The organism is Thauera butanivorans (assembly GCF_048398245.1).
GTDB lineage: Bacteria > Pseudomonadota > Gammaproteobacteria > Burkholderiales > Rhodocyclaceae > Thauera > Thauera butanivorans.
Genome location: NZ_CP183038.1, coordinates 754,448 through 770,757 on the forward strand (window position 1 = coordinate 754,448; position 16,310 = coordinate 770,757).

The 16,310-nt window shown below is 67.5% G+C and carries 15 protein-coding genes; 9 read left to right on the forward strand and 6 right to left on the reverse strand.

The annotated features are described in order from the left end of the window. Window positions 1–18: 18 nt before the first annotated feature. The 5 genes from ACNQFN_RS03645 to ACNQFN_RS03665 all read right to left on the reverse strand — a co-directional run bounded on the left by ACNQFN_RS03645 (window position 19) and on the right by ACNQFN_RS03665 (window position 5,758). On the reverse strand, window positions 19–1,335 hold the full coding sequence (locus tag ACNQFN_RS03645; RefSeq protein ID WP_068636297.1) for a TRAP transporter large permease: 1,317 nt from the start codon (window positions 1,333–1,335) through the stop codon (window positions 19–21). Window positions 1,336–1,414: 79 nt separating this feature from the next. Further along, the gene (locus tag ACNQFN_RS03650) at window positions 1,415–1,939 is read right to left on the reverse strand and encodes a TRAP transporter small permease (RefSeq protein ID WP_068636298.1); all 525 of its coding nucleotides are present in this window, start codon (window positions 1,937–1,939) and stop codon (window positions 1,415–1,417) included. 2 nt (window positions 1,940–1,941) lie between these two features. Further along, window positions 1,942–3,024 (reverse strand): TRAP transporter substrate-binding protein DctP, encoded by a 1,083-nt coding sequence (gene dctP / locus ACNQFN_RS03655; RefSeq protein ID WP_068636299.1) that lies wholly within the window; start codon window positions 3,022–3,024, stop codon window positions 1,942–1,944. A 48-nt stretch (window positions 3,025–3,072) separates the two neighbouring features. After that, entirely contained in the window at window positions 3,073–4,578 is a 1,506-nt protein-coding gene (locus tag ACNQFN_RS03660; RefSeq protein ID WP_068636300.1) for a class I adenylate-forming enzyme family protein, read from the reverse strand. 7 nt (window positions 4,579–4,585) lie between these two features. Continuing rightward, window positions 4,586–5,758 carry a thiolase domain-containing protein gene (locus tag ACNQFN_RS03665; RefSeq protein ID WP_068636301.1) on the reverse strand — a complete coding sequence of 391 codons (1,173 nt, stop codon included), beginning with the start codon at window positions 5,756–5,758 and terminating at the stop codon, window positions 4,586–4,588. Window positions 5,759–5,865: 107 nt separating this feature from the next. Here ACNQFN_RS03665 and ACNQFN_RS03670 point away from each other — a divergent pair, with 107 nt between their 5' ends. The 8 genes from ACNQFN_RS03670 (at window position 5,866) to ACNQFN_RS03705 (ending at window position 14,646) form a co-directional block, all read left to right on the forward strand. Next, window positions 5,866–6,432, forward strand: coding sequence for a LuxR C-terminal-related transcriptional regulator (locus ACNQFN_RS03670; RefSeq protein WP_068636302.1), 567 nt, complete (start codon window positions 5,866–5,868; stop codon window positions 6,430–6,432). A 262-nt stretch (window positions 6,433–6,694) separates the two neighbouring features. Further along, window positions 6,695–8,302, forward strand: a complete 1,608-nt coding sequence (locus tag ACNQFN_RS03675; RefSeq protein ID WP_418647986.1) for a carboxyl transferase domain-containing protein — start codon at window positions 6,695–6,697, stop codon at window positions 8,300–8,302. 55 nt (window positions 8,303–8,357) lie between these two features. Next, the gene (locus ACNQFN_RS03680) at window positions 8,358–8,729 is read left to right on the forward strand and encodes a type II toxin-antitoxin system Phd/YefM family antitoxin (protein WP_418647987.1); all 372 of its coding nucleotides are present in this window, start codon (window positions 8,358–8,360) and stop codon (window positions 8,727–8,729) included. Further along, window positions 8,726–9,154 (forward strand): PIN domain-containing protein, encoded by a 429-nt coding sequence (locus ACNQFN_RS03685; RefSeq protein ID WP_418647988.1) that lies wholly within the window; start codon window positions 8,726–8,728, stop codon window positions 9,152–9,154. The genes ACNQFN_RS03680 and ACNQFN_RS03685 overlap by 4 nt, the downstream gene beginning before the upstream one ends. Before the next feature lie 39 nt (window positions 9,155–9,193). After that, window positions 9,194–9,991, forward strand: coding sequence for an enoyl-CoA hydratase/isomerase family protein (locus ACNQFN_RS03690; protein WP_418647989.1), 798 nt, complete (start codon window positions 9,194–9,196; stop codon window positions 9,989–9,991). Between the two features lie 21 nt (window positions 9,992–10,012). Continuing rightward, window positions 10,013–10,678: a DUF4126 domain-containing protein gene (locus ACNQFN_RS03695; protein WP_418647990.1), complete on the forward strand. Its 666-nt coding sequence runs from the start codon at window positions 10,013–10,015 to the stop codon at window positions 10,676–10,678. Window positions 10,679–10,835: 157 nt separating this feature from the next. Further along, entirely contained in the window at window positions 10,836–12,869 is a 2,034-nt protein-coding gene (locus tag ACNQFN_RS03700; protein ID WP_418647991.1) for an acetyl-CoA carboxylase biotin carboxylase subunit, read from the forward strand. A gap of 82 nt (window positions 12,870–12,951) precedes the next feature. Continuing rightward, window positions 12,952–14,646, forward strand: a complete 1,695-nt coding sequence (locus ACNQFN_RS03705) for an AMP-binding protein (RefSeq protein ID WP_418647992.1) — start codon at window positions 12,952–12,954, stop codon at window positions 14,644–14,646. 100 nt (window positions 14,647–14,746) lie between these two features. Here the strand turns inward: ACNQFN_RS03705 and ACNQFN_RS03710 are convergent, their stop codons facing one another. After that, complete coding sequence (locus ACNQFN_RS03710) at window positions 14,747–15,259, reverse strand: hypothetical protein (RefSeq protein WP_418647993.1); 513 nt, start codon at window positions 15,257–15,259, stop codon at window positions 14,747–14,749. On the opposite strand from ACNQFN_RS03710, the gene ACNQFN_RS03715 reads away from it, so the two are divergent. After that, on the forward strand, window positions 15,244–16,173 hold the full coding sequence (locus ACNQFN_RS03715; protein WP_418647994.1) for a hydroxymethylglutaryl-CoA lyase: 930 nt from the start codon (window positions 15,244–15,246) through the stop codon (window positions 16,171–16,173). The genes ACNQFN_RS03710 and ACNQFN_RS03715 overlap by 16 nt on opposite strands. Window positions 16,174–16,310: the final 137 nt, after the last annotated feature.

Here is a 16,310-nt window from a genome sequence, read left to right on the forward strand (position 1 = left end):
TTTTCCATCCTCCCTGTCTCAGCGTCCCATCATCGTGTCGGGCAGCCAGGTCGTGATCACGGGGAATGCGAACAGGATGGCCACGGTGAACAGTTCCATGATGACGAACCACTGCGCGCCACGGAAGATGTCGGTCAGCGAGGTGCTGCGGTCGATGCCGGCGATGACGAAGCAGTTCAGGCCCACCGGCGGCGTCATCAGCCCGATCTCGCACATCTTCACGCACAGGATGCCGAACCAGATCGGATCGAAGCCGAGACCGGCAACCGTCGGGAAGACGATCGGCAGCGTGATGACCATCATCGAAAAGGCATCGAGGAACATGCCGAGCGGTATATAGACCAGCAGCAGGACCGCGACGATCAGCGTGGGCGAAATACCGCTTTGCACGATCGCTTCCGAGATTGCCTGCGGGATCTGCACCAGCGTCAGGAAGTAGCTGAAGATGCCGGCGCCGATCATGGTGAACAGAATCATCACCGTGGTCGTCGCGGTGCTGCGGAAGCTGTCGAGCAGCCGCGTGCCCAGCGTCGCACGGGCCACGCGCGAAAAGACCAGCATCAGCAGCGCAGCGAATGCCCCGACAGCCCCCGCCTCGGTCGGCGTGATGAGGCCAAGATAGATGCCGCCGAGCACGAGCAGAAAAAGAACGAGCACTTGCCAGGCTTGCCCGGTCGACCGGATCCGTTCCCCCCATGGCGAACGTGGGCTGCGTGCTTCCCTGTTCATGCCGCGGCGGCCGATGATCGCGACGCCGGCCATGAAGACGAGCGTGGTCAGGATTCCGGGCACGAAGCCGGCGATCAGCATCTTGCCGGCCGAAACTTCGGTCAGCGCGGCGTAGAAGATCAGCAGCACCGACGGTGGAATCAACACGCCGAGCACGCCGCCGGCAGCGACGGAGCCTGCCGAGAGGCGCGGATCGTAGCCCGCCTTCTTCATTTCGGGGATGGCGACCGCGCCGACGGTGGCCGCGGTGGCGACCGATGATCCCGAAGTGGCGGCAAAGCCTGCCGAGGTGAGGATGCTGGCCATGGCGAGACCGCCTGGCAGGTGGCCGACCCATTTGCGTGCAACGTCGAAGAGCCGTTTGCCGACCTGGGCGTGGTGGGCGAAAGCGCCCATCAGGATGAAGAGGGGGATGACGGTCAGCGTGTAGCTTGCCGTGGTCGAAAAGGGCAGGGATTTCATCCGATTGAGAAGGAAGTCGAGATTTTCGACCATGACGATGCCGAACGCGCCCGACAGCGCGAGAGCGGCAAATACCGGCGTGCCGAGCGCCATGAGCAGAAGGATCAGCCCGACGGCGATAGTGGTGATGAGGGTGACGTCCATGACGGTTCCTGGGGTGCTTGATGCCACCGGGATGTGGTGCGGCGGGTGCGCGGGACCCTTGGGATCCCGCGCCCGCCGTTCAGTGGGTGACGGAGGTGGCGCTCACGCGGCGCTGCGGGGGCAGGCGGTCGAGCGCGATGAGGGCGGCGTGGATGAGCGCCTGCAGCGCGGCGAACCAGAGTCCGACGGCGACGATGACCTTGGCCCACCAGATGGGCATCTGTACCGCGCCCCAGCGGAACTCGAAGATCGAAACCGAATAGGCGGCTTCTTTCGTCGCAGGCCACGCGAGCAGGGCAAAGGTCAGTCCCGCAAAGACCCAGCCGAGCGCAGTGAATTGACGGCCGAGCGGCTTCGGCAGCCGGTCGGTCAGCAGGGTCACGCGGATATGCCCATCGTCGAGCAGGGTCGCGCCCAGCCCCATGAAGACGACCAGCGCCATCGACAGCTCCGAGAGTTCGAAGAGGCCCGGAACCGCGCGCCCGCTCAGGGCGCGGGCAAGGACATCGATGGTGATGGCCAGCATCATGAAGGCGAGGGAGGCGAGCGCCACCCAGCTCATCGCGTGAGCGACGCGCGTCAGCAGGCGGTCGAGGACGGACATGATTACAGGCCCGTCGCGATTTCGATCGGCCGCTTGAGCTTGCCCGAGGGCGCATGCCTGGCGATCGCCTGCTCGATCACGTCCTGCATGGCCTTGCCGTCGATGCGATTGGGTTTGGCAACCTCGTCGATCCACTTGTCGACCTGGGCAGGCTGGACGATGGCGCGCGCGCGCTCTTTCTCGGCACCGGGAAGCGAAGTGAACTTCACCCCTTCGGCCAGTGCCTTCTTCACGTAGTCGGTCAGCACGTTTTCGTAGATCTCGGCGAATTTGCCGGCATACAGCTCGTTGGCGAGATCGGTGCAGATCTGCTGATTGGCCGGGGACAGCTTCTCCCATGTCCGCTTGTTCATCACCGTGAGCGCGGGGGCATGTGCGCCGTCGCCGATGTCGTAGAAGTTGGGCGCGATCTCGTGCAGCTTGTAGGCGACGGCCGTGACGAAGTCGAAACCGTAAACGCCGTCGAGCACGCCGCGTTCGAGCGACTGGTAGACCTCGCCTGCCACCATCGGCACCGCGATGCCGCCGAGCCGCTCGATGACGTCGGTGGCAACGCCGTAGGCGCGGATCTTCTTGCCCTTCAGGTCGGCCAGCGACGAGATCGGCCTGCGCATCACCAGGGGGGCGTAGTTCCAGTTGGTCCAGTACAGCACCTTGCACCTGTGGCGCTGTTCCCACTCCTGCCGCAGCGGTTCGAAGTTGTCGTAGGTGTCGCGGCAAACCTGTTGCAGGGTGTCGGCGCGATCGACGCGGAAATACCATTCGAGGCCGCGCGTCACCGGCATCTCGGCCTGGTAGTAGCCCGGCGAGATGATGGTGATCTCCGAGGTGCCGTCGCGGACTGCCCCGAGATGCTCGCCGGCCTTGTTGAGGCTGCCGGCCCAGTAATACCTCACCGCGACGTCGCCGTTGGAGCGCTTCTGGAGCTCGTCGAGGAACCAGCGGTCGATCCACGAAGGCCCCGCGCTCTCGGTGACGTAGCTGTCGAACTTCATCGAGGTACGGGCCTGGGCCAGGCCCGGCAGGCCCAGCATGCCGGCGCCGGCAAGCGCGCCGCCGGTCTTCAGAAAATCACGTCTTTTCATGGTCTCCTCCTTGGTTGTTGGTGCGGGGGTCTTTCCCGTCGGTCGTTGTCAACGTGTGCTTCGAAGGGCTGCGTGCCGTAATTCGGTCTTCAGGATCTTGCCGTAGCTGTTCTTGGGCAGTTCCGTGGCGAAGACGTAGCGCTTCGGCCGCTTGAACGAGGCGATCTGCTGCCGGCACCAGCTGTCCAGCTCCGCTTCGGTCACGTTCTGGCCCGGCTGCGGCACGATGTGGGCGACCACCTGTTCGCCCCATTCCGGCTCCGGTTCGCCGATCACGGCTACCTCGAAGACGGCCGGATGGCGCAGGAGCGCTTCTTCCACCTCGCGCGGATAGATGTTGGTGCCGCCGGAGATGATCAGGTCCTTGGAACGGTCGGTCAGGTACAGGAAGCCGTCTTCGTCGAAATGGCCGAGGTCGCCGGTGTGCAGCCAGCCGCCGTGCAGGGTCTCCGCGCTCGCTTCGGGGTTCTGCCAGTAGCCGAGCATCACCGTCGGCCCCTGCACGCAGATCTCGCCGGTATGGCCCGCAGGCAGTTCGGCGCCGTCCGGGCCGAGGATCGCGAGCCGCACGCAGCCCGCGGCATGGCCCACGGAGTTCCGGCGGGCGCGCCAGCGCGAATGGCTCTGGTCCGCGACCAGCTTGCGCGGCAGGACCGAGATCGTCATCGGGCTTTCGCCCTGGCCATAGATCTGCACGAAACGCGGCCCGAACACCTCCAGCGCCTCGTCGATGTCATTGGCGTACATCGGGCCGCCGCCGTAGGTGATCGTGCGGATGCCGGAGCCGTCGTAACCCGTCGCCCGGGCCGCGGCGATGAGGCGCTTGATCATGGTGGGCGCGGCGAAGAACACCAGATTGCCCTTGCTCTGGGCGAGCTGGATGATCTCGGCGCAGTCGAAGCCCCGCGATGCGGGCACCAGATGGGCGCCGGCCGCGCGGATCTGCGCGAACATGTAGAGCCCCGCGCCGTGCGACATCGGCGCGGCATAGAGCATGTGGTCTCCGGCGGCGGGCGTATCGACGTCCAGGCTGTAGCACAAGGTCATGTTCCGCAGGTTCTCATGGCTGAGCATGACGCCCTTGGGCTTGCCGGTCGTGCCCGAGGTGTAGAACAGCCAGGCGATGTCCTTGTCGCCGGCCGGGCGTGGCGCCGTCACCGGCGCGCCCTTGGCGACGGGGGCCGAGAGCGCCTCCTCGACGAAACCGGAGTGGCCGGAAAAGGCATCGCCCTGGTCGGTGAGGACGAGGCGTGCGCCCGAGTTGGAGATGATCCATTCCGCCTCGGCCGGATGCAGCTTGTAGTTGACCGGCACCACGACCGCGCCGATCCACCAGCAGGCGTGCAGCACCTCGATGTATTCCGGCGCGTTCTGGCTGAAGAGCGCGACCCTGTCTCCGGGGCCGATCCCGTGCCGGTCGGCAAGATGGCGTGCGCGGTCGCACACCGCCTTGAGCAGCCCCGCGTAGTTGTGGGCCAGGCGGACGCCGTCGAAGATCGCGGGGTTGTGCGGCCAGGCGAGCGCCGCCTGATGAAGCCAGTTGGCGATGTTCATGCGAGCCTCAGGCGCGATCGGCATTCAGCAGCGAGGCGTAGTTCGCCACCGCCGTGCCGCCCATGTTGAAGGCCAGGCCCCATTGCGCGCCCTTGCGCTGCATGGCGCCGGCCTGCCCGGTGAGCTGGCGGAAGGCAAGGGCGTGCATCGAGACCCCCGTGGCGCCCACCGGATGCCCCTTGGCCTTGAGCCCTCCCGACAGGTTCACCGGGGTGCGGCCGTCGGCGAACACCGTGCCCTCTTCGAGCACCCGTGCGCCCTGGCCTTGCGGCGCGAGTCCCATGGCCTCGTACGTCAGCAGCTCGGCAGGGGTGAAGCAGTCGTGCACTTCGGCGAAATCGAGATCGCCCACGCCGATTCCCGCTGCCGCGTAGGCTTGTGCGATCGCGCGCCGGGGGCCTTCGAAGGCGAGGAAGTCGCGCCGCGACATCGGCAGGAAGTCCGAGACGTGCTCGGCGGCGGCGATGCGCACGCGGCGCTTCGCGCTGGCCGCCGCATCGGCCGAAGACAGCACGATCGCCGCCGCGCCGTCCGAGATCAGCGAGCAGTCGGACAGCCGCAGGGGCGGTGCGATGAGCGGGTTCTTGTCGCTCACTTCGCGGCAGAACTCGTAGGACACGGCCTTGCGCATCTGCGCAAGGGGATTGTTCAGCGCGTTGGCGTGGTTCTTTGCCGAGATGCGCGCCATGGCATCGAGCGGATCGCAGTAGCGCTCGGCGTAGGCTTTCGCGGCGATGGCGAAAACCTGCGGAAAGCTCAGCGCCGCTTCCGCGGGATCGTTCTGGTAGCCGGCGCCGGCCAGCGCCGTGGTGACGTCGCCGGTCGACCGGTGGGTCATCTTCTCCGCGCCGACGACGAGCACCTGCCGCGCCCGGCCGGCGCGGATCATGTGCAGCGCGGCGTGGATTGCCGCCGAGCCCGAGGCGCAGGCGTTCTCGCAGCGCATCGCGGGGGTGAAGCGCAGCGCGGGATCGGCCTGGTGGATCAGCGATGAGGCGAAGCCGTCGGGCACCAGCGCCGAGTTGAAGTGTCCCAGGAAAACCGCATCGATTTCCGATGCGGCGATCGCGGCCTCCGACAGGGCCTCCCGCGCGGCCTCGACGATCAGTTCTTCCAGCGTCTGTTCCAGCCGGCCGAAACGGGTATGGCCCGAGCCTGTGATGTAGATGTCAGGTGTCATGTCTCTCCTCCTGCCAAACAGTTTGGCTTTTGCGGGGGGCTGGCGGCTATGCGTCAAACTACGTAGATTCATACGTAGAAATTACTTAGATGCGCCCAGGACGCGGCATGAGCTACAACAATCTTCCGGACGAGACCCTGAATCTGACCGGCTTCATGGATGCGCCGGTCGGCATCATGGTGACGTCCAACCGGACCATCCTGAGGGTGAACACCGAGATCGAACTGCTGTTCGGCTGGAACCGGGTGGATCTCGAAGGGCAATCGACCCGCCTGCTGTACCCCTCGAACATCGACTTCGAGAAGATCGGCTCACGCTGGAGCCGCTGGCTCCTCAATTGCCCGCGCTACGAAGACGAACGCTTCATGCAGCGCAAGAACGGCGAGATCATCTGGGTTCGTGCGCGCGGCCGTACGCTGGTGGCGGCAGAGCCCTTCCTGCTGATGGTGTGGACCTTCGAGCACCTGAAGGACCGGACACCGAGTTCTTCGGCCTTGACGCCGAAGGAGCGCGAGGTCGCGCGCCATATCGTCAATGGCCATACGAGCAAGGAGATCGGACTGGCGATGGGGATATCTCCGCGGACGGTCGAGGTGCACCGCGCGGCGATCATGCGCAAGCTGGGGGTTCATAATGCTGCCGAGCTCGTGACGCGGATGATCATCGCCCGCTAGGCAGGTCCCTGGCCGGATCGATTCCCCGCGCGGCTCGCCTGCCGGCGGTCGGATTCATGTGCGCAGGCATGGCGGTGCATAGGCTGCGAGCGGAGCGGGGGGCGCTGGCTGCCGGATTTCCGCAATGCATCGCTCCGCCCGGTGATGGCATGAATTGCGACCTTCTTGGCACTCGCGGCACGGCCTGCGGCGCTAGTCTTGCGCAGTGTGCTGGCTGCGGCGCCTCATAGACAAGATGGACAAGACACGAGGACGAGGGGACATGAGTACGATCAAATCTGCCATCAACGTGCGCAGTGAAGAATTCCAGGCCAATGCGGCCAGCCTGCGCGGCCTGGTCGACGACCTGCGCGCCAAGGCGGCGCAGATCAGCCTGGGTGGCGGCGAGGCGGCGCGCACGAAGCACACCGCGCGCGGCAAGCTGCTGCCGCGCGACCGCGTCGGCCACCTGCTCGACCCCGGCACGCCCTTCCTCGAAGTCGGCCAGATGGCGGCTTTCGGCATGTATGGCGACGAGGCGCCCAGCGCCGGCGTCATCACCGGCATCGGCCGGGTGCAGGGCGTCGAGTGCATGATCGTGGCCAACGACGCCACGGTGAAGGGCGGCACCTACTACCCGATGACGGTCAAGAAGCACCTGCGCGCGCAGGAGATCGCCGAGCAGAACCACCTGCCCTGCATCTACCTGGTCGACTCGGGCGGCGCCTTCCTGCCCAAGCAGGACGAAGTCTTCCCCGACCGCGACCACTTCGGCCGCATCTTCTACAACCAGGCCAACATGTCGGCCCAGGGCATCCCGCAGATCGCGGTGGTGATGGGTTCCTGCACCGCCGGCGGCGCCTATGTGCCGGCGATGAGCGACGAGACCGTCATCGTCAGGAACCAGGGCACCATCTTCCTCGGCGGTCCGCCGCTGGTGAAGGCCGCCACCGGCGAGGTCGTCAGCGCCGAGGATCTCGGCGGCGGCGACGTGCATACCCGGTTGTCCGGCGTGGCCGACCACCTGGCCGAGAACGACGCCCACGCGCTCTACCTCGCGCGCCGCATCGTCTCCAACCTCAACCGGACCAAGCCGGTCGGGCTGGCGCTGGGCCAGGGCGAAGAGCCGCTGTACGACCCGGAAGAAATCTACGGCATCATCCCCACCGACACCCGCAAGCCCTTCGACGTGCGCGAGATCATCGCCCGCGTGGTCGACGGCTCGCGCTTCGACGAATTCAAGGCCCGCTACGGCAGCACGCTGGTGTGCGGCTTCGCCCAGCTCTACGGCTATCCGGTCGGCATCGTCGCCAACAACGGCATCCTGTTCGGCGAGTCGGCACAGAAGGGCGCGCACTTCATCGAGCTGTGCGGCCAGCGCGGCATTCCGCTGCTGTTCCTGCAGAACATCACCGGCTTCATGGTCGGGCGCAAGTACGAGAACGGCGGCATCGCCAAGGACGGCGCCAAGATGGTCACCGCGGTCGCCACCGTGCAGGTGCCCAAGATCACCGCGCTGATCGGCGGCAGCTTCGGCGCCGGCAACTACGGCATGTGCGGCCGCGCCTACAGCCCGCGCTTCCTGTGGATGTGGCCCAACGCGCGCATCAGCGTGATGGGTGGCGAGCAGGCCGCCAGCGTGCTGTCCACCGTGCGCCGCGACGGCATCGAGGCCAAGGGCGGCAACTGGAGCGCCGAGGAAGAGGAAGCCTTCAAGGCGCCGATCCGCGACCAGTACGAAGTCCAGGGCCATCCCTACTACGCCACCGCGCGCATGTGGGACGACGGCGTGGTCGACCCGGCGCAGACCCGCCGCGTGCTCGGCCTGTCGCTGTCGGCGGCGCTCAACGCGCCGATCCAGCCGACCCGGTTCGGCGTGTTCCGGATGTGATGCGCGAGAGCGTGGACTAAGATAGCCATGTCAATGGCTATTTTCGAGGTGCGCGATGATTTCGATTGCCGATGCAAGGAACCGCCTGCCCGCGCTGGTCCATCAGGCCGAGGCGGGCGAGGCGGTGACGATCACCCGCCGCGGCAAGCCGGTGGCGGTGGTGATCTCGTTCGAGGAATACGAGCGCGTGCGCGGAGCGGCAAGTTCCTGGATGAGCCGGCTCGACATCTGGCGCACAGGCCTGCCGGATGGGATCGAAGGTCTCACCGATGCCGAGCTGGACGCGGTGCGGGATTGCGCGCCTTACGTGCCGCGGGTGGATTTCGGCGCGGCCGAGTACGCCGATCTCGATGCCGCGCAGGGCCTGCGCGTCGCGGAAGCGGAATCCGCAAGCGGGTTCGACCGGAAGCAGGGGCGCAGGCGGTGAAGTATCTGCTCGATGCCAACGTGTTGTCGGAACTGGTGCGGCCGAGGCCGGACGCTGTCCTGGCCGCTGCCGCGCGGACGCACGAGGCTGCATGCGCGACCTCCAGCGTCGTCTATCTGGAGCTGTGGTCGGGCGTGGCCTTGCTCGGCGACACCGCGCGCGGCCGCTATCTGCGGGACGGCTACGGACAGATGTTCAAGGGCGGTGGCCTGCCGGTGCTGCCCTTCGATGCGGAGGCAGCGTACTGGCTGGCTTGCGAGCGTGCGCGCCTGGCCGCCATCGGGCACCCGCCGCCCTTGCTCGACGCGCAGATCGCGGCGACGGCCGCCACCCGCAACCTGACCCTGGTCACGCGCAACACCCGTGACTTCGAATGCTTCCGGGGTTTGCAACTGGAAAACTGGTTCGACGCGGAAAAGAGCTGAAACCGAAAAGGGGCCGAAACGCCCGCGAGGCAAGGAGACATGATGTACGAAACGCTCGAAATCCAACGCGACGGCGGCGTGGCGACGATCTGGATGAACCGTCCGGACGTGCACAACGCCTTCAACGCGCAGCTCATCGCCGATCTCACCGCGGCCTGCCTGGCGCTGGATGCCGACGACGCGGTGCGCGTGATGGTGCTGGCCGGGCGCGGCAAGAGCTTTTCCGCCGGCGCCGACCTCAACTGGATGAAGGCCGCCGGCGAGGCGAGCGAAGCGGACAACTTCGCCGACGCGATGAAGCTGGCCGGCATGCTGCGCACGCTGGCGGGCATGGCCAAGCCGACCATCGCCCGCGTGCATGGCGCGGCGCTGGGCGGCGGCATGGGGCTGGCGAGCGCCTGCGACATCTGCATCGCCGGCGACAAGGCGGTGTTCGCCACGTCCGAAGTCCGCTTCGGCATCATCCCGTCGGCAATCAGCCCCTACGTCATCCGCGCCATCGGCGAGCGCCAGGCCTATCGCTACTTCCAGACCGCCGAGCGCATCGACGCCCGGCGCGCGGCCGAGCTGGGGCTGGCGCACGAGGCGGTGGGCGGCGACGAACTCGACGCCCGCGTGCGGGCCGTCGTCGAGGCCTTGCTGCAGGGCGGGCCGAAGTCGCAGGCCGCGGGCAAGGAACTGATCCGCGCGGTGGCGAACCGGCCGGTGGACGATGCGCTGGTGCAGGACACCGCGCGCCGCATCGCCAGCCTGCGCGTCACGCCCGAGGCCCGCGAAGGCCTGGACGCCTTCCTGTCCAAGCGCCCGGCGGCCTGGGTGCCGCGGCAGCAGGGCTGAGCGGCGCCGGAGGCGACGCAGGTGGACACCCTGTCCGGATGGTTTGCCGCGCTGGGCAGCCTGACGCCGCTGCTGGACTGGAGCGGGTTGCCGCTGGACGTGGCCTCGCTGGCGGTGCTGGCGGCCGGATTGGGCTGGGCAAGCGGCCTGCGGCTGTATGCGCTGGTGTTCGTGCTCGGAGCGCTGGGCCGCTGGGGCGGTGTGCATCTGCCGGGCGGGCTGGAGGCGCTGACCCATCCCTGGGTGCTCGGCCTGTCCGGCCTGATGCTGTTCACCGAATTCTTCGCCGACAAGCTGCCCTGGCTCGATTCGCTGTGGGACGCGCTGCACACCTTCATCCGCATCCCGGCCGGCGCGGCGCTGGCCGCCGGCGTGATGGGCGACCAGGGCGCCGCGCTGCAGCTTGCCGGCGCGCTGCTGGGCGGCTCGCTGGCGGCCAGCAGCCATTTCGCCAAGGCCAGTGCGCGGGCCGCGCTCAACACTTCGCCGGAGCCGGTGAGCAACCTGATGGCCTCGTTCGGCGAGGACGGGATCTTCATCGGCGGCCTGTGGCTGATGTTCAACCACCCGCTGTGGTTCGCCTTCGGCCTGGTGGTGTTCGTGCTGTGCGCCATCGTGCTCATCGTGCTGCTGTGGCGTTTCCTCAAACGCATTTTCCGGCCAAGGCCCCGGCCTGCCGCAATGTGACCGACCGCGACATGAAGACCCAAACCTGGGGGAGACAAGATGTTCGACAAGATATTGATTGCCAATAGAGGCGGCCAGCCGCGCAGCGGCGCAGCGACGAAGTCAAATCGCCTTGCATGCGCAGCATGCCCGGGCGGTTGCACCATGGAGAGCACACATGTTTGACAAGATCCTTATTGCCAACCGTGGCGAGATAGCGTGCCGGGTGATCAAGACCGCCCGCCGCATGGGCATCAAGACCGTCGCGGTCTATTCCGAGGCCGACGCCAAGGCCCGCCACGTGCGCCTGGCCGACGAGGCGGTGCTGATCGGGCCGGCGGCGGCGCGCGAGAGCTACCTCGTCATCGACAGGATCATCGCCGCGGCGAAGCAGACCGGCGCCCAGGCCATCCACCCCGGCTACGGCTTCCTGTCCGAGAACGAGGACTTCTGCGAGGCCTGCGAGCGCGAAGGCATCGTCTTCATCGGCCCGCCGGTGTCGGCGATCCGCGCCATGGGCTCCAAGTCCGAAGCCAAGAAGCTGATGGAAGCGGCCGGCGTGCCGCTGACGCCCGGCTACCACGGCGACGACCAGACGTCCGAACTGCTGCACCGGCAGGCCGACGCCATCGGCTACCCGGTGCTGATCAAGGCCGCGGCCGGCGGCGGCGGCAAGGGCATGCGCCTGGTCGAGAAGGCGGAAGACTTCATCGACCTGCTGGCCTCCTGCAAGCGCGAGGCGGCCTCCAGCTTCGGCGACGACCACGTGCTGGTGGAAAAATACATCACCAGGCCGCGCCACATCGAGATCCAGGTCTTCGGCGACAGCCACGGCAACGTGGTCTACCTGTTCGAGCGCGACTGCTCGGTGCAGCGCCGCCACCAGAAGGTGCTGGAAGAAGCGCCCGCGCCCGGCATGACGCCCGAGCGCCGCGCGGCGATGGGCAAGGCGGCGGTCGACGCCGCCAGGGCGGTGGGCTACGTCGGTGCCGGCACGGTGGAGTTCATCGCCAACCAGGACGGCTCCTTCTACTTCATGGAGATGAACACCCGGCTGCAGGTCGAGCACCCCGTCACCGAGATGATCACCGGGCTGGACCTGGTCGAATGGCAGTTGCGCGTGGCCGCCGGCGAGGCCTTGCCGCTGGCGCAGGAGCAGTTGCAGATCCGCGGCCATGCGCTGGAAGCGCGCATCTATGCCGAAGACCCGGCCAAGGGCTTCCTGCCTTCCACCGGCAGGCTGATCCATCTGGCGCCGCCGGCCGAAGGCCTGCACGTGCGCGTCGACACCGGCGTGGAAGAGGGCGACGAGATCAGCCCGCACTACGACCCGATGATCGCCAAGCTCATCGTCTGGGACGAGGGCGGCGAATCGAGCCGCGCCCGCGCGCTGGCGCGCATGCTGCAGGCGCTGGCCGACTACCGCGTGGCGGGCGTGGCCAACAACATCGACTTCCTGTCGCGGCTGGTGGCCTGCCCGGCGTTCGCCGGCGCCGATCTCGACACCGGCCTGATCGAGCGCGAAAAGAGCTACCTCTTCCCCGAGGACCTGGCGCTGCCCGACGAGGTGCTGCAGATCGCCGCGCTGGCCGAACTGCTGCGCGAGGCGGCGCTGGCCGGCAAGCGCGCGCAGCGCAGCGCCGACGCGCATTCGCCCTGGCATGCGCGCGACGGCTGGCGCATGAACGCCACCGCGCACCGCACGCTGCTGTTCCGCCACGGCGAGGCCGAGCACGCGGTCGAAGTCGCCTACCTGCCCGGCGCCTGGCGGCTTGCGCTCGGTGGCGAAGGAGGCGAACGGCGGGTGGTCGAGGCGCGCGGCGAGCTGAATCCGCGCGGCCTGCTGCGCGTCGAGCTCGACGGCACGCGCATGGATGCCACCGTGATCGCCGCCGCCGGCCGCCGCCACGTCTTCGTCCGCGGCCGCGCCTGGCAGCTTGCCGCGGTCGATCCGCTGCACCACAGCGGCGAGGGCGGCGGCGCCGAAGGCGGCCTGCTGGCGCCGATGCCGGGCAAGGTCATCGCGCTGGTCGCGGCCGAAGGCGCCCGGGTGGAGAAGGGCGCGCCGCTGCTGATCCTGGAGGCGATGAAAATGGAGCACACCATCACCGCGCCCGCCGCCGGCACGGTCAAGGCCTTCCGCTTCGCCGTCGGCGACCAGGTGGGCGACGGCGCCGAGCTGGTCGAGTTCGAGGCGGCCGCGGCCGCCTGAGGATTCCGGACCCGGGGAGTATCGAGCGCTGCCAGCCGGCCTCCAAGAGCCGGCGCAGCCATGAGGATGAAAGGAGACGAAGATGACGAGCAACATCCCGAGTTACGTGCACGGTTCGACCGGCAAGGAACTGATCGGCCAGACTCTCGGCCGTTATTTCGACGAGGCCTGCGCCCGCCACGCCGAGCGCGAGGCGCTGGTGGTGCGCCACCAGAATCTGCGCCTGAGCTATGCGCAGCTGCGCAGCCGCGTCGATGCGCTGGCCTGCGGTCTGATGCGGCTGGGCTTGAAGCCGGGCGAGCGCATCGGCATCTGGTCGCAGAACAACGCCGAATGGGCGCTGACCCAGTTCGCCACCGCCAAGGCCGGCCTGACGCTGGTCAACATCAACCCTGCCTACCGCCGCGCCGAGCTGGAATACGCGCTGAACAAGGTCGGCTGCCGCGCGCTGGTGCTGTCGCCGGCCTTCAAGAGCAGCGACTACCTGGAGATGATCACCGACCTCGCGCCCGAACTGGGCCACTGCGAGCCGGGCCTGCTGCGCAGCCACCGCCTGCCGACGCTGGAGATGGTGATCCGGATGGGCGCCGAGAAGTCCGCCGGCATGATCAGTTTCGACGACCTGCTGGCGCCGCCGGCCAAGGATGAACTGGCCGAACTGGAGCTGCTGGGCGAGCGGCTGCAGTTCGACGACCCGATCAACATCCAGTTCACCTCGGGCACCACCGGCCACCCCAAGGGCGCCACGCTGTCGCACCACAACATCCTCAACAACGGCTTCTTCGTCGGCGAGGCGATCAAGCTCGTGCCGGGCGACCGCCTCTGCATCCCGGTGCCGCTGTACCACTGCTTCGGCATGGTGATGGGCAACCTCGGCTGCCTGACACACGGCGCCACCATGGTGTATCCGTCCGAGGCCTTCGAGCCGCTGGCGGTGCTGGAGGCGGTCGCAGCGGAGAAATGCACCGCCCTGTACGGCGTGCCGACGATGTTCATCGCCATGCTCGACCATCCGCGCTTCGCCGAATTCGATCTCTCCAGCCTGCGCACCGGCATCATGGCCGGCAGCTCCTGCCCGATCGAGGTCATGAAGCGCGTCATCGACAAGATGAACATGGCCGAAGTGACCATCGCCTACGGCATGACCGAGACTTCGCCGGTCAGCTTCCAGAGCGGCACCGACGACCCCATCGACCGCCGCGTGTCCACCGTCGGCCGCATCATGCCGCACCTGGAGGTGAAGATCGTCGATGGCGAAGGCCGCATCGTGCCGCGCGGCATGCGCGGCGAACTATGCACCCGCGGCTATTCGGTGATGCTCGGCTACTGGGGCGACGAGGCCAGGACCCGGGAAGCGATCGACGCCGCCGGCTGGATGCACACCGGCGACCTGGCGGTGATCGACGACGAGGGCTTCTGCAACATCGTCGGCCGCATCAAGGACCTGGTGATCCGTGGCGGTGAGAACATCTACCCGCGCGAGATCGAGGAGTTCCTGTACGCCCACCCGCAGATTCTCGACGTGCAGGTGGTCGGCGTGCCCGACCAGAAATACGGCGAGGAACTGTGCGCCTGGATCATCCTGCGCGAGGAAGGCTCGATCAGCGAGGACGACGTGCGCGCCTTCTGCCAGGGCCAGATCGCGCACTACAAGATCCCGCGCTACATCCAGTTCGTCGACAGCTTCCCGATGACGGTGACGGGCAAGATCCAGAAGTTCCTGATCCGCCAGAAGATGAAGGAAACGCTCGGGCTCGAAGAAGTGAAGACCGCCTGAGGGGGGCTTTGCCCGTCGTCGGACGCTTCGTCTGCGCGTTCCGGACTGCCGCTGTGGATGGACGATGAAGCGGAGCCGAAGAGGACGGGCAGTCGGAGGCTCAGTCGCTGAAGAGCTCGTCGCAGTCGTCGCAGGCGAAGTGCCATTCATTCGGGCCGCAGCGAATGAAGCCGGTCGCTGCTGCGGTGATGCGCCAGTCGCAGCGTTCGCCGTCCGCGAGCAGGGTGCCCTCGACGAAACACGGGGCGACCGGGTAGTTGTCGGCGATTTGCCGTGAGCTCAGTACGCGGGCGCGGCTGAAGAAGGTCGCGGCTTCCGTGTGGGTGAGGGCAACGTCGGCCGTGGTGCAGTCGAGCGGAGCAATGGAACGGAAATCCTTGACGAAAACCTCGTCGAGATGCCGAGGGGGATTCGAGTGAGTCGGAAGCCCGGCGCAGCCAAGGAGCGATGTCACGAGAAGGGTACCGAGAGCGAGCTGGATCAGCATTGCTTGTGCGGCCTCATCGGGAAGCGGCTCAGGATAGGATATGTGAATGGTCTTTGCAATGTTGCGAGAGCACTTGCCCATATGAAAACGTGTTGCTTGGATGGGATGAAATGAAACAGCTTCCACGGAAAGTCCGCATCGTCGAGATGGGGCCGCGCGACGGGCTGCAGAACGAAAAGCGGCTGGTGTCCACCGACACCAAGGTCGAGCTCGTCCGCCGCCTGGAGGCGGCAGGGCTGAAGGCGATCGAGACGACCTCCTTCGTGTCGCCCAAGTGGGTGCCGCAGATGGGCGACAACACCGAAGTGCTGAGCCGCGTGCTGGCTGCCGCCGCGCCGGGCGTCGCCTATCCGGTGCTGACGCCCAACCTGAAGGGCTTCGAGGCTGCGCTGGCCGCCGGTGCGACCGAAGTGGCGGTGTTCGGCGCGGCGTCCGAATCCTTCAGCCGCAAGAACATCAACTGCTCGATCGCCGAATCGCTCGAACGCTTCCGCCCCGTCACCGAGGCGGCGCGGGCGGCGGGTGTCAGGGTGCGCGGCTACGTGTCCTGCGTGGCCGGCTGTCCCTATGAAGGCGAAGTGGCGCCGCAGGCGGTGGCCGAGGTAGCGGCGACGCTGAGCGAGATGGGCTGCTACGAGATATCGCTCGGCGACACCATCGGCACCGGCAATCCGGCCAGCATCGCGCGCATGCTCGACGCGGTGATGCGCCGGGTACCGGCCGAGCGGCTGGCGGGGCACTACCACGACACCTACGGCATGGCGGTGGCCAACATCCACGCCTCGTTGCAGATGGGCGTGGCGGTGTTCGATGCCTCGGTCGGCGGTCTGGGCGGCTGCCCGTATGCGGCGGGTGCGTCGGGGAACGTCGCCACCGAGGACGTGGTCTGGCTGTTGAATGGGCTGGGCATCGATACCGGCATCGACCTCGACGCGCTGGTCGACGTGGCGGCCTGGATCAGCGCACAGCTGGAACGCGAGCCGGCGTCGCGCGTGGCGCGCGCGGTGCTGGCCAAGCGGGCGAAGGCGGCCTGCATGTAGCACCGGATGCCCCCGCCCCTTGTGGAAGAGGACGCCCGGTCAGGGGCACCCGGCGCAGGGATGCCCGGCCAGGGGGGGGGCGGCGTAGGGATACCCGTTTGGAACTTGGGAAAGGCGGGCCGCGACGGCGTTTCGGC